The organism is Acinetobacter puyangensis (assembly GCF_900096995.1).
In the GTDB taxonomy this organism is placed as follows: Bacteria; Pseudomonadota; Gammaproteobacteria; order Pseudomonadales; family Moraxellaceae; genus Acinetobacter; species Acinetobacter puyangensis.
Map to the genome: position 1 here is coordinate 26706 of NZ_OANT01000004.1, position 12063 is coordinate 38768.

The 12063-nt window shown below is 41.3% G+C and carries 13 protein-coding genes; 6 read left to right on the top strand and 7 right to left on the bottom strand.

Annotated elements, in window-relative coordinates; translation table 11 throughout:
- Positions 1 to 56: 56 nt before the first annotated feature.
- From CRO21_RS08580 to ribA, 4 genes are all read right to left on the bottom strand, one after another.
- Positions 57 to 482 carry a type II toxin-antitoxin system VapC family toxin gene (locus tag CRO21_RS08580; RefSeq protein WP_097078924.1) on the bottom strand — a complete coding sequence of 142 codons (426 nt, stop codon included), beginning with the start codon at positions 480 to 482 and terminating at the stop codon, positions 57 to 59.
- The gene (locus CRO21_RS08585) at positions 476 to 748 is read right to left on the bottom strand and encodes a type II toxin-antitoxin system Phd/YefM family antitoxin (RefSeq protein WP_097078925.1); all 273 of its coding nucleotides are present in this window, start codon (positions 746 to 748) and stop codon (positions 476 to 478) included. Before CRO21_RS08585 ends, CRO21_RS08580 begins: the two co-directional genes overlap by 7 nt.
- Before the next feature lie 116 nt (positions 749 to 864).
- Positions 865 to 1806 carry an oxygen-dependent coproporphyrinogen oxidase gene (gene hemF / locus CRO21_RS08590; RefSeq protein ID WP_097078926.1) on the bottom strand — a complete coding sequence of 314 codons (942 nt, stop codon included), beginning with the start codon at positions 1804 to 1806 and terminating at the stop codon, positions 865 to 867.
- 128 nt (positions 1807 to 1934) lie between these two features.
- Positions 1935 to 2522 carry a GTP cyclohydrolase II gene (gene ribA / locus CRO21_RS08595; protein WP_087621823.1) on the bottom strand — a complete coding sequence of 196 codons (588 nt, stop codon included), beginning with the start codon at positions 2520 to 2522 and terminating at the stop codon, positions 1935 to 1937.
- 290 nt (positions 2523 to 2812) lie between these two features.
- Here ribA and dxs point away from each other — a divergent pair, with 290 nt between their 5' ends.
- The 4 genes from dxs (at position 2813) to CRO21_RS08615 (ending at position 7027) form a co-directional block, all read left to right on the top strand.
- Positions 2813 to 4747, top strand: coding sequence for a 1-deoxy-D-xylulose-5-phosphate synthase (gene dxs, locus CRO21_RS08600; protein ID WP_097078927.1), 1935 nt, complete (start codon positions 2813 to 2815; stop codon positions 4745 to 4747).
- A 104-nt stretch (positions 4748 to 4851) separates the two neighbouring features.
- The gene (locus CRO21_RS08605) at positions 4852 to 5682 is read left to right on the top strand and encodes an inositol monophosphatase family protein (RefSeq protein ID WP_097078928.1); all 831 of its coding nucleotides are present in this window, start codon (positions 4852 to 4854) and stop codon (positions 5680 to 5682) included.
- 9 nt (positions 5683 to 5691) lie between these two features.
- On the top strand, positions 5692 to 6234 hold the full coding sequence (locus CRO21_RS08610; protein ID WP_097078929.1) for a shikimate kinase: 543 nt from the start codon (positions 5692 to 5694) through the stop codon (positions 6232 to 6234).
- A gap of 64 nt (positions 6235 to 6298) precedes the next feature.
- The gene (locus tag CRO21_RS08615; RefSeq protein WP_097078930.1) at positions 6299 to 7027 is read left to right on the top strand and encodes an AAA family ATPase; all 729 of its coding nucleotides are present in this window, start codon (positions 6299 to 6301) and stop codon (positions 7025 to 7027) included.
- Positions 7028 to 7048: 21 nt separating this feature from the next.
- On the opposite strand, the gene CRO21_RS08620 is transcribed toward CRO21_RS08615, so the two are convergent.
- Both CRO21_RS08620 and radC read right to left on the bottom strand, forming a co-directional pair.
- A complete protein-coding gene (locus tag CRO21_RS08620; RefSeq protein WP_097078931.1) occupies positions 7049 to 7960 on the bottom strand; it encodes a bestrophin family protein in 912 nt (303 codons plus the stop codon).
- Between the two features lie 56 nt (positions 7961 to 8016).
- Complete coding sequence (gene radC / locus CRO21_RS08625; protein ID WP_097078932.1) at positions 8017 to 8703, bottom strand: RadC family protein; 687 nt, start codon at positions 8701 to 8703, stop codon at positions 8017 to 8019.
- 140 nt (positions 8704 to 8843) lie between these two features.
- On the opposite strand from radC, the gene coaBC reads away from it, so the two are divergent.
- Positions 8844 to 10109, top strand: a complete 1266-nt coding sequence (coaBC, locus tag CRO21_RS08630) for a bifunctional phosphopantothenoylcysteine decarboxylase/phosphopantothenate--cysteine ligase CoaBC (protein WP_097078933.1) — start codon at positions 8844 to 8846, stop codon at positions 10107 to 10109.
- A gap of 457 nt (positions 10110 to 10566) precedes the next feature.
- Here the strand turns inward: coaBC and CRO21_RS08635 are convergent, their stop codons facing one another.
- Positions 10567 to 11349 carry a YdcF family protein gene (locus CRO21_RS08635; protein WP_097078934.1) on the bottom strand — a complete coding sequence of 261 codons (783 nt, stop codon included), beginning with the start codon at positions 11347 to 11349 and terminating at the stop codon, positions 10567 to 10569.
- A gap of 253 nt (positions 11350 to 11602) precedes the next feature.
- Between CRO21_RS08635 and mscL the strand changes: the two genes are divergently transcribed.
- Positions 11603 to 12034 carry a large conductance mechanosensitive channel protein MscL gene (mscL, locus tag CRO21_RS08640; protein WP_097078935.1) on the top strand — a complete coding sequence of 144 codons (432 nt, stop codon included), beginning with the start codon at positions 11603 to 11605 and terminating at the stop codon, positions 12032 to 12034.
- Positions 12035 to 12063: the final 29 nt, after the last annotated feature.

Below are 12063 nucleotides of genomic sequence, written 5' to 3' on the forward strand. Positions count from 1 at the left end.
ATGTTGTTTAAAGTGTATGGCAATAGAAGTATAGACTGCAATAAAAATGATGAGGTTTAAAGTTCAAACCAGTTTCTTAATCTTAAACCTTCTATATTCTGAAAGTCCTTAATATTCCGAGTAATGAGGATTAGTCCATTTGCCATTGCAATTGCTGCAATTTGACCATCAACAAAAGGAATATTTTTACCGATGGTTTGAGTTTGTATTCTAATTTCAGCATGCAGTTTAGCAGCGTGAGCATCATAATCCAGTATGGGAATTAAACTCACTACATTATGCAGAAATGCACCAATTGCTCGCTTACGTTGCCCCTCGAGCATATTTAACCAACCAAAACGTAATTCATGCCATACGATGCTTGGAATAGAGATTTCATCCTGAGCATTTTGAAATTGTTGTAAGACATTTATATTTGGTTGTGTTTTGACTAATTCAGAAATGGTATTGGTATCAATTAGGTAGCTGATTTGATTTACCATGAGAATTCACGCCCTTGAGTATCATCACGTCCAGGCTGGAAATCAGTTATATCCTCTTGTAATACTTGCAGGTTATTTTGATGCCAAGTTGCCCATGCCTGCATAAAATTTTGTGGTGTGCCATTTAATTTATTGTAGTCTGATAAGGATAGTAATACCGCAGATGTATGCCCACGTTGCGAAATAAAAGTTTTATTGCCGTGTTGGCTTTGTTGTATCAATTCTGCCAAATTTGCTCGAGCTTGGGTAAATGGAATATGACTCATTTTTTAGCCCTCTTTATAGTGTACATTACAATTGTACGTTTAATAATATGCAATGTCTATAAATACAAAAAATCCCTGACCAAAATGATCAGGGATTATGCTTTAGATACAATATGTTAGTTATCCAAACCTAACCAATCCCTAGGTTTTAAATAAAAATCAGTTAAACGTTTTTCCGCAGAATCTTCATCCCATTCTGGACGATATGACCATGCTGCTAGATTCGGCAAGCTCACTAGAATAGATTCAATTCGACCGCCGGTTTGTAGACCGAAGATTGTGCCCCGATCATGGACAAGATTAAATTCTACATAACGTCCACGACGATAAAGCTGAAACTCACGTTGTGCTTCGCTATACGGTTTATCTTGATTGCGCTGATAAATCGGTAAAATTGCTTCTAAATAACCATTACCAACGGCCTGAATATATTTAAAGCAGGTTTCAAAATCCCATTCGTTTAAGTCGTCAAAAAACAGTCCGCCGATGCCGCGCTGTTCATCACGATGGGTTAAATAAAAATAATCATCACACCATGCCTTATGTTTAGCATAGACATCATCACCAAATGGCTGACATAGATCATAGGCTTTTTGATGCCATGCCACGCAATCTTCATCGTTTGGGTAAAAAGGTGTGAGATCAAAACCACCACCAAACCACCAGACCGGTGGTTGACCTTCTTTTTCGGCCACGAATAGGCGAACATTGGCATGTGAGGTTGGAACATGTGGATTTTTAGGATGAATAACCAGTGACACACCGAGTGCCTGCGCTTTGGCACCTGCGATTTCCGGATGGCGTGCGGTAGCAGATGCCGGCAGGTTTTTGATGTCAATCTGAGAGAACATGACGCCACCTTTTTCGATGACTACCCCATCCTGAATCACGCGTGACCGACCACCGCCGCCTTCCGGCCGTTCCCAGTCATCAGCCATAAATTTTGCTGTGCCACCGCCAGCCTGTTCTTGTTGTTCTAAGCCGGCACAAATACGTGCTTGTAAATCGAGTAAAAATTCCCGAACACGTTGAATATCATCTGAAGTTGGGTGTTGCATTTTGAATCACCGAGTTTCGATTGCGATTGTTTCAATCAAATCATAAAACCATAAAAAAAGTAAGGCTTTTGCATTTAATTTTTTACTTATGATCAAAAAAAGTGCGCCAGGGGATCATATTGATGCACTTAGTACATATGATCCATACGGTCACGTTTGGTTTTCAAATAAGCCTCATTCAATGGATTTTTCCCGACCAGCAAGGGCAGTCGATCCACCACATTGATGCCTAAATCTTTGAGTGCCTGAATTTTAAGCGGGTTATTGGTAATCAGTTTGACTTGCTGCACGCCCAGATGATGTAACATAATAGAGCACATGTCATATTTACGTGCGTCGGCCGGTAGATTGAGCAATAAATTGGCATCAACCGTGTCATGGCCCTGATCCTGTAGTGCATAAGCACGGATTTTATTGGTTAATCCAATGCCACGACCTTCTTGACGCAAATATAAAATGACACCGCGACCTTGTTTTTGAATTAGATCCATGGTGGCATTGAGCTGTGGTCCACAGTCACATTTTAATGATGCAAAAGCATCACCGGTTAGACATTCGGAATGGATACGCACCAGCGTAGGTGCAGAATTGGGTATCTCAAGCCCTTTGGACAGCGCAACATGTTCTTCTTTGGTTTCAGGGTCCTGAAACACGCTGATAATAAAATCGCCATGTGCAGTCGGGAGTTTTGAGCTGGCAACAAATTCAATCGACACCGTAAAATACTCGTAAACTGGATTAAAAAGGGCTTAAGTATAGCTTAATGTGCTAGAGTTGTTAGAATTCTTCTATATATTTTATGCAATCTATCATCTTTTTTTGTACAAAGCAGTCAATAATAGTTGATAAGTAAGGGCATTATTCAGGATAATCTACTCTTGCTTTGCTACTTTGCAATCTTGATTGCAGTTTTAAAATGTGGCGGTTGAATGATGTTTGACATCATAAACATGACGTAAACTTTATCCTAGCGTAAACTTGCAAGGTATATCTAAGGCTAAGCCACATGTTGTATACACAGATTCCTACACATCGTCCAAATACACCCCTGTTAGATAGCATAGACTATCCTGCACAGTTACGCCTGTTATCTATAGCGCAACTTAAGACTCTCGCAGATGAGTTACGTTTATATCTACTCTACGCCGCAGGGCAAAGTGGTGGTCATTTCGGTGCAAACCTGGGCGTGGTCGAACTCAGTATTGCATTACACTATTGTTTTAATACACCACACGATCGCCTGATCTGGGATGTCGGTCATCAGGCCTATGCACATAAAGCTTTAACGGGTCGCCGTGAAGCGTTGACCAGTATTCGTTCACAAGGTGGTCTGGCTGCATTTCCCGCACGAGAAGAATCAGAATACGATACCTTTGGCGTGGGGCATTCATCTACTGCTATTTCTGCTGCTTTGGGTATGGCCTTGGCAAGTCGTTATCAACAACAGCAACGCGATATTATTGCAGTGGTTGGTGACGGTGCGATGACAGCCGGCATGGCATTTGAAGCCATGAATGATGCGGTAGCACATCAGGCTGATATTCTGGTGATTCTGAATGATAACGACATGTCCATTTCCTGTAGTACAGGTGGTTTTGCCAAGCATTTGGCTGCGATCTGGCAAAGTGGACAACTGGTCAGTATTAGCGAAACAGGCGAAGTCGGTATATTTCCTCATCCGGAGTGGGATTACACGTCCAGATTACATCAGGCAGCGACAGATGCCGCAGATAATCTGTTTAAGGCCATTGGCTTTGAATATTTTGGTCCTTTTGATGGTCATGATCTTAAACAACTGGTTTATGTTTTAAATGCTGTCAAGCAGCGTAAAGGTCCACGATTGATCCATGTCTATACCAAAAAGGGGAAAGGCTTTGCACCTGCCGAACAGGATCCGATTGGCTATCATGCCATTGCCAAAGTTAATCTTTTAACCAGTCCTGTAACTCCCAGCAAAAAATTAAAAAAATATTCTGATGTCTTTGGGGACTGGTTGTGTGATGAAGCCAGACAGAGCGAGCAGTTATTGGCAATTACACCAGCGATGTGTGAAGGTTCGGGTATGGTGGCATTTGCCAAAGCGTTTCCAGAACGATTCTTTGATGTGGCCATTGCCGAGCAACATGCTGTCACTTTAGCTGCTGGCATGGCGTGTGAAGGCGTAAAACCTGTCGTTGCGATTTATTCAACGTTCTTGCAGCGTGGTTATGATCAACTGATTCATGATGTAGCACTGCAAAATCTAGACGTCACTTTTGCCATTGATCGTGCCGGTCTGGTGGGAGAGGACGGACCTACGCATGCTGGTGCATATGATTATGCTTACATGCGGACCGTGCCGAATATTGTGATCATGGCGCCAAAAGATGAAAATGAATGTCGTCAGATGTTGCATACAGCCTATGTTTACCCGGGTCCTGCGGCGGTGCGTTATCCTCGTGGTACTGGTGTCGGTGTAGAGATTCATTCAGAACTCAATGCATTGCCGATTGGTCAAGCAGAAATTGTTGCCGAATTTGGCGATAGTCCTTTACGTATTTCCATACTGGCCTTTGGCAGTCGGGTCTATCCGGCGATTGATGTCGCCCGCCAGCTTTATGAACAGCATGATGTCGCGGTACGCGTGGTGAATATGCGTTTTGTGAAGCCACTCGATGATAAAATGCTGAAACAATGTGCCGGTGATAGCCATCTGATCGTTACGGTTGAAGAACATGCTGTGATGGCAGGTGCTGGCAGTGCAGTGAATGAATGGTTGGCAGAGCATTTATATACTTTACCCATCCTGAATATTGGTTTGCCGGATAGCTTTTTACATCAGGCCACACATGAGCAGATGCTGGCATCTGTAGAGTTGGATAGTGCCGGTATATATAAGCAGGTGGAAAAACGTTTATTAATGATGCAGCAGGAACCGGCCCAGTTTTCATTAAAAGTGTAAATTTTAAAATTCTTGTCACCTATTTATGACAAACTTTGCTAGAATATGCGCCGCTTTATGCATTATTCTTTGTCAAATTTCGTTAATTTAGGGTCGGGTGTTCAATGGAACCTATGGTGGTTATGGCTGCGCGTGCAGCGCAAACAGTTGGTCAAGAGCTATTAAAAGCACATAAAAATCGTCATATGCTCGATTTGCAAGTGGAAGAGAAAGGCATTGATGGTCCCGTAACACGTGTTGATCGCTATATTGAACAACTGACAATCGATACCCTAAAACGAAGTTATAAAAACCATAGTTTTCTTGGTGAAGAATTTGGTTTACAAGAAGGCAAGGGCCATGATGCCGACTGGTGCTGGATCATCGATCCGCTTGATGGCACGCAAAATTTTATCCATGGTTTTCCACATTTCTGTATTTCCATCGCTGTACAACACAAAGGTGTGACACAGCATGGTGTCATCTATGATCCTGTGCGTGATGAATTGTTCTCGGCCAGTCGTGGTCGTGGTGCAATGCTGAATCAACGCCGTATTCGGGTGAATATCAAAGACACACTGGAAAATAGTTTTCTGGCAGTTGGTCATCCATTTAAAGCTTTACGTGGTGAAGAAGTGGTGTCTTATGCAGAGCAGCATTTTGCCTCTTTGCTGGCAGTGACCAAAGCCGGTGCCAATATTCGTCGTGGTGGTTCAGCGGCACTGGATTTGGCTTATGTTGCAGCTGGTCGTTTCGATGGTTTCTTTGAAGTTAATCTAAAACCGTGGGACATTGCAGCGGGTGAATTACTGGTACGTGAAGCCGGTGGCACAGTAGTTGACGTGCGTGGTGGCCAAGATTCCATGAAAAATGGTCAGGTACTGGCATGTTCAATGAAATTATTAAAACCATTAATGCAAACTGTTGTGCCTGCATGGGGCGATGCGGTTAAATAAATTTATCCGATGAAAGTCCATCTTATTGGTTTGGGTGGTGCAGGAAAAACGACAATCGGTCTGCACCTTGCATCAGAACTCGGATGGTCTTTTTATGATCTGGATGATTGTTTTCTTCATTTGGTTGGTGATATCTCTACATTTATTCAGTGTCATGGTTATCGATCCTATGCGATAAAAAATCTTGAGCTTTATCATGAATTGATCAAGATAGTTAAAGTACCATGTGTGATTGCATGCTCATCAGGATTTATGGTTTATCCTGATGATATTTCAAAAGAATATTTATACCTCAAACAAAAAATATCGCATTCTCCCACCACCTTTGTTTTCTTTCCATATTTTGAAATTGAATCATGTGTACAAGAAGTTCTTCGTCGACAATTGGGTCGGGTATATTTAAATGTAAATGCGCAGTCGGAAGAAGCCAAAATTCGTAAAAGATTTCCAGTTTATATGGCACTATGTTGCCAAAAGATTCTAACTTCAGAATCCTGCGATGTAGTTGCTATGCGGCTTGCAGCAAAAATTTGTACAATGAAAAAACAATAAACTGAATGTTGTAAAATTTCATTTATTAAACAGCGCTTATCATCTAAATAGAATAGGTAAAAGCATGCAGGCCAGACCTTATTTACGTTCCCTGAATTTTTACAATGAAACAGATGCGGACTGGAGTCAATATCCTCTATCCATTCCTGCGGTGAATGATCTGGATAAAATCGAATTTCATCCCGAGGTGACTTTTTTCGTGGGTGAAAATGGTGCTGGAAAATCTACAATTTTAGAAGCAATTGCCAGAATTTTAGGATTTCCGGAAGAAGGTGGCACAAAGAATGTCAATTATCAGACTGTTGGCACTACATCAAAACTATCACAATATCTAAAACCGATTCGTAGTTATAAAAAACCTCGAGACGGTTATTTTTTGCGTGCAGAAAGTTTTTATAATGTGGCTTCCTATATGGATGAAGTAGGCTATCTAGGCGGATATAGCGAAAAATCCCTGCATGCACGTTCGCATGGCGAGGCATTTTTATCGGTATTGACCGATAAATTGCAGGGACAGGGTTTATATTTATTCGATGAGCCCGAAGCGGCACTTTCGCCTTTACGCATATTGACCATGATCGCCATTATTTATCAACTGGTGAAGCAGGAGTCAAAATTTATTATCGCAACGCATTCACCAATTTTATTGGCTTATCCCAATGCAAAAATATTGCAGTTTTCAGATCAGGGTATCAAAGAAGTTGAATATGAAGAAACCGATCATTTTATGGTGACCAAGGATTTTCTAAATAATTATCCAAAACGTATTCGTCAACTCATCGAAGACGAATAAAAATTAAAGAGTATTTATACGTTACAACAAATTATGATCATGCGCCTGTATCGGTGGTGGTGTTGGTTTGCCCAAACTGCTGAGTAAATCGATTTCAATGGTACGCACCATAAAATCAAGCGGTAAATCATTGCTTTGTGTGCCAAATGGTTCTTCGATTTCGGTACTTAATGCATCAAGACCTAAAAAAGTATAGGCCAGCAAACCGACGACTAGTGGTGTTGCCAGACCTAATAATCCGCCCAGACTAAAAGGTAACAGCAGACAAAAACAATATACAGTACGATTGAGTAACACAGAATAGGCATAGGGGATCGGAGTGGTGGCGATACGATCACAACCGGTATGAACCAAGCTTAATTCGTGGACATGCTGGTTTAACTGGGCATAGCAAATATCTGAAATTTCACCTTCTTTTAAGGCCTGCATAAATTCCCACTGAATGAGGCTTAACGTATATTGTGGCGCATTGACATGTTGATGGAGCTGGCGTAATTGAGCTTCACTTAAACCAATCGCTGTATTTAACGGGGTTGGATTGTTAGTTTGTTGACGTAGCCGATCTCTTAGAATATTAGCAAAAACAATGGTTTGTTCAATCACTCGCTCGCGGCGTGCCTGCGTTAAGATACGACAATCGCGATCCAGATGACGGGCGGTTGCAATCAGAATTCCCCATAATTTACGGGCTTCCCACCAGCGGTCGTAACATGCAGTATTTTTAAAGCCTAAAAAAATCGAAAGCACCAGACCAATCAGGGTAAAAGCAACCAAGGGTAATTCAGGGAAGTGATAAATATTATTGTATTCAAGGCCACCGATAATGGCAGACAACAACATCACCATACCTAAAGGTGGCAAAATTTTAGGCAACAATGTACCGCGCCATGAAAACAGCATTTTAAAGGTATTTGTTGTATGTCGAATAATCATGACTTGTGCACATCATTTTTTTTAAATTAAATAGACCTGAGATATTAGCATGCTTTTTATGGTGCTAAAATTCCTTGTTCTGTAAAGGAAAAGTAATCGTTACAATTAATAATAAAATGATCAGCCAAATGCAGCTCTAATAGTTTACTCGCTTCAGCAAGTTTTTCGGTAAAGTGTAAATCTTCTGGCGATGGTAGGGCATGCCCCTGCGGATGATTGTGAACAGCAATAATATGATATGCATGTTTATCAATGGCAAAACGGACAATCTCCTGTGTAGAGACACTGCATTGGGAAAATGTTCCGCGAAACAAGACTTTATATTCAATAAACTGGCAATGTTGATTGAGTAGCAGCACCGCAAACAGCTCTTGTTTTTCACTGCGTAACTGCACTTTGAGGAAATCTACAATTAAGGCAGAAGAATTAAGTTGTTCTTCATTTTTTAATTGTTGTTTTAAATAGCGTTGCGCTAGCTCTTTACTTGCCAGTAACTGCGAAAATTTACTTTGTCCCATGCCTTTAAAATTAATAATATCTTCATTGGGCGCATCAAGGATTTGCCTTAATCCGCCAAAGTGGTGTAATAATTGGCGCGCCAGTTCAACGGCACTATGTTCTTTGTAGCCGGTACGCAAAAAAATTGCCAACAGTTCTGCATCGGAAAGCACATGTCCGCCATGCTCAAGCAGGCGTTCCCTTGGCCGCTCCTGTGTCGGCCAATGTTTGATGGATTTTATCATTTTTATTTCACACATCTCAGAGTTATCAGTTGTTTAAACCAAGACTATCACCAAGATCATATTTCTGACGACATCACTTGGGCATCTTCATATTTAATGCTATTGTGTGCGTCATTGCAATAATAAGGGTGCCTGCTGCAATGAAACTTGATGCAAATGCATTACAAACACGACGGATTGTTTTGGGGGTTACGGGCGGTATTGCTGCCTATAAGAGCGCAATTCTGGTACGGCGTTTAAAAGATTTTGGTTTCGATGTTCGTGTGGTGATGACCCATGGTGCGCAGGCTTTTGTTACGCCTTTAACCTTTCAGGCTTTATCTGGAAATCCGGTGCATACCGAATTACTTGATCCGACTGCGGAATCGGGTATGGGCCATATCGAACTGGCACGCTGGGCCGATTTATTACTGGTTGCACCGGCAAGTTGCGATACCATCGCCAAGTTTGCCAATGGCTTGGCAGATGATTTGCTCAGTACCATTTATCTGGCAACAAAAGCACCTGTTTGGTTAGCCCCAGCCATGAATCAACAAATGTGGGCGGCCAAATCTACCCAGCGTAATTTAACCACACTGGTACAGGACAAAATTCATGTGGTGATGCCGGAAGCTGGTGAACAAGCTTGTGGTGATGTGGGTTTGGGACGTTTGGCGGAACCAGAGATTATTGCAACCTGGGTTAATGATTTCTTTGCTCAGGCAGAACGTGAAATTTCGGAAAAATTCGGCTTGCTGGCCGGGCATCATGTGGTGATTACCGCAGGACCCACCCGGGAGTCGATTGATCCTGTGCGTTATATTTCCAATCATAGTACCGGAAAAATGGGTTATGCCATTGCCACGGCATGTTATGCCGCAGGCGCAGATGTGACACTGATTTCAGGTCCTGTAAGTTTAGCCACACCCAATGGTGTAAGGCGCATTAATGTGCAATCGGCACGGGAAATGCTTACAAACAGTATGCAATTGGTCGAACAGGGTTGTGATGTGTTTATTGCCACTGCCGCAGTTGCAGATTATCGTGTGGCGCAGGTTGCCGAACATAAAATTAAAAAAGCCGGTGATGAGCTTAATGTATCGTTGGTCAAAAATCCTGATATTGTCGCGACGATTGCCCAACAGAAAAATCGACCATTTATGGTCGGTTTCGCCGCAGAAACACAAAATATTGAAGAATATGCCAAAGCTAAGCTACAGGCCAAACGTCTGGACATGATTGCCTGCAATGATGTATCTCGTAGTGACATTGGTTTTGCATCTGATGAAAATGCCATGACGGTATTTTTTGCCGAACAATATCAGATGGATAAAGAGGAGCTCGAAAAAACCTCCAAACTGGAGATTGCTAAACAGTTGGTTGAGGCAATTGCCAAAGCGTTAAACAAGCATGTTCCTGTATCTTGAGTTATACAGCATTCAGTTTATGAACAAGATAGCTTGAGACATCGATTACATCATTTTTAACGTCAGTTCTGGATAAAAGCACTTGTTTTGTATAAATAAAATTAATTCCAATAAAAGAATTACGACGGAGTCTTGCAAGATTAGGCATATTTTAGGATAAACTCACTTCGCCTTGCACTGCGATTGAAATATATTTCAATCTTGTTCAGGTTCGACCTGAGAGCTATAGCTCGCAAGGCTTTCGGGATGAGAAACATCGTTTCGCAAGGGCAAAACCATCTTGCGCAGCGGTGCTGCTCACTGCAAACTCAGTCAAATACCGCTAAAAAACAAATTAATTGAAAAACATTATCTTTCAGATCCTTGCGTCATATATGGCTCATGACCTCGAACAAGCAGCGGACGCTGCTACGAAATTGATTTCTTCTACTCATCTTAATCCCAAATTTACGTTTTTTTAATACTCGTTTAGAATCCAGCCACTGACAAAAGCGAAATACTCCCGCAAGATGGCATTATAGCGAATCGAAAGCGGGGTTTCGCTGCTTAACATCAGGATATTTTGATAACCCTGTTTTCGGGCAATGGCTGCCGAGCGAATAATATGAAAATCATTGGTGATAATCGCAATCGGCTGATTAAGTTGGATATCGTGTTCTGCCAGTATGTGTTTGCTGTTGATTAAATTTAACTCGGTGCTGGTGCTTTGATCTTCTAGTGCAATTTGTTGTAAAGGAAGATGATATTTTACATGTAAATAATTGGCCATGACTTCGGCTTCACTTTGTTTTTCGTTAAATCCGACGCCACCACTGACAATGACCAATGCTTTCGGTTGAGCCAGTGCAATCGGCGCTGCACGATCGAGTCGTTTGGCCAAGGTTGGTGAGGGTTGTCCATTTTTTTCAATACCAGCACCTAATACAATCAAGGCCCTGACGGGTGGCACTGGAGCCTGATCATCAATCTTTTGCTGTAATGCCCAGACAAAATAAAAGAAACTTGCACACCAGATGAGAAAAGCAGACCATAAGATTTGCCAAAGCCGTTTTAATTTTATTCGACTGTGTAGAAAAGATTGAATATTAGTCCAGAAAAACGCATGGAGGAGGAAAATTAATCCCAGTAAAAAAGGAATGACTGTACCAAAATTAATCTTTGCTTGAAGAATTAAAATTAATCCATCCAGACATAGAATGCTACCGATGAATAATAAAATAATGCGAATAATTTTAGTCATATTTACAATCTTTTTGAGTTTAAAAATTGCAGATCTATGGCTGCTGATATTGCCATGCAGTCGAGGATAATTGCGCTTCTTTTTGTAATTTTATGGTTTTTTATACTGAAATACTTGGAATTTTCTAAAAACCGAGTAAATTAGTCATCATGCTTTTCGTTTGATTGAGAAATCGAAAAATAGAGTAAATGAATAAATGATCTGTCCTAATGACAGACAAAATGTCAGCAGATCCTAATCTGGAGTAATTTTGATGAGCGTTTTAAAAGAGTTTAAAGAATTTGCCATTAAAGGCAATATGATGGATTTGGCAATTGGTGTCATTATCGGTGGTGCATTCGGCAAGATTATCGATTCGCTGGTAAAAGATATTTTAATGCCTGTGATTTCATGGATTCTTGGGGGCGAAGTCGATTATACCAACTGGTTTATTGTATTGGGTGACAATCCAAACAATATTACCAATCTGACCGCAGCACAGGAAGCCGGATTAAATGTCTTCGCCTATGGTAGTTTCCTCACCATTCTGATTAATTTCTTATTATTGGCATGGGTGGTATTCCTGTTGGTCAAAGTGATGAACCGTCTGCGCAAACAGGAAGAGGCTGCGCCAGAACCAGAGGCTACACCAGAAGATATTCAATTGTTGCGTGAAATCCGTGATGAGTTAAAAAATAAATCTTAATTCATAAGTGATGAAGATAAAAAAACGGT

Excerpts from the sequence above, each read along its gene's own strand:
- CRO21_RS08580 (WP_097078924.1), bottom strand. The coding sequence starts at position 482 with ATGGTAAATCAAATCAGCTACCTAATTGATACCAATACCATTTCTGAA.
- CRO21_RS08585 (WP_097078925.1), bottom strand. The coding sequence starts at position 748 with ATGAGTCATATTCCATTTACCCAAGCTCGAGCAAATTTGGCAGAATTG.
- hemF (WP_097078926.1), bottom strand. The coding sequence starts at position 1,806 with ATGCAACACCCAACTTCAGATGATATTCAACGTGTTCGGGAATTTTTA.
- dxs (WP_097078927.1), top strand. The coding sequence starts at position 2,813 with ATGTTGTATACACAGATTCCTACACATCGTCCAAATACACCCCTGTTA.
- CRO21_RS08605 (WP_097078928.1), top strand. The coding sequence starts at position 4,852 with ATGGAACCTATGGTGGTTATGGCTGCGCGTGCAGCGCAAACAGTTGGT.
- CRO21_RS08610 (WP_097078929.1), top strand. The coding sequence starts at position 5,692 with ATGAAAGTCCATCTTATTGGTTTGGGTGGTGCAGGAAAAACGACAATC.
- CRO21_RS08615 (WP_097078930.1), top strand. The coding sequence starts at position 6,299 with ATGCAGGCCAGACCTTATTTACGTTCCCTGAATTTTTACAATGAAACA.
- CRO21_RS08620 (WP_097078931.1), bottom strand. The coding sequence starts at position 7,960 with ATGATTATTCGACATACAACAAATACCTTTAAAATGCTGTTTTCATGG.
- radC (WP_097078932.1), bottom strand. The coding sequence starts at position 8,703 with ATGATAAAATCCATCAAACATTGGCCGACACAGGAGCGGCCAAGGGAA.
- coaBC (WP_097078933.1), top strand. The coding sequence starts at position 8,844 with ATGAAACTTGATGCAAATGCATTACAAACACGACGGATTGTTTTGGGG.
- CRO21_RS08635 (WP_097078934.1), bottom strand. The coding sequence starts at position 11,349 with ATGACTAAAATTATTCGCATTATTTTATTATTCATCGGTAGCATTCTA.
- mscL (WP_097078935.1), top strand. The coding sequence starts at position 11,603 with ATGAGCGTTTTAAAAGAGTTTAAAGAATTTGCCATTAAAGGCAATATG.